Genomic DNA, 479 nt, shown 5'->3' with positions numbered 1-479 from the left:
ACCCTTAGGGGCCTTAACCGGCGGTCTGGGCTGTTTCCCTCTCGACTATGAAGCTTATCCCCCACAGTCTCACTGCCGCGCACCATGTAAACCGGCATTCGGAGTTTGGCTGACATTGCTAAGATGATAGTCCCGCTCAACCAACCAGTAGCTCTACCTCCGGCACACTAACGCGACGCTGCACCTAAATGCATTTCGGGGAGAACCAGCTATCACGGAGTTTGATTGGCCTTTCACCCCTACCCACAGCTCATCCCCGCAGTTTTCAACCTACGTGGGTTCGCGCCTCCACAACCTCTTACAGCTGCTTCACACTGGCCATGGGTAGATCACCCCGCTTCGGGTCCAGGACATGCCACTAACAACACACAATTAGCATTCGCTTTCGCTACGACTACCCCACACGGGTTAACCTCGCGACATGCCGCTGACTCGCAGGCTCATTCTTCAAAAGGCACGCCATCACACACATCGAGGTG

Annotated in this window: 1 rRNA gene; it reads right to left on the bottom strand. The window is 55.3% G+C overall.

The window, feature by feature from the left end:
• A 23S ribosomal RNA gene (locus QP994_RS11115) occupies window positions 1-479 on the bottom strand; the annotation flags it as partial.

This window comes from Corynebacterium sp. MSK044, assembly GCF_030232825.1.
In the GTDB taxonomy this organism is placed as follows: domain Bacteria; phylum Actinomycetota; class Actinomycetes; order Mycobacteriales; family Mycobacteriaceae; genus Corynebacterium.
The sequence above is the reverse complement of the archived record's forward strand: the minus strand, read 5'-3'. Positions and strand labels throughout refer to the sequence as shown.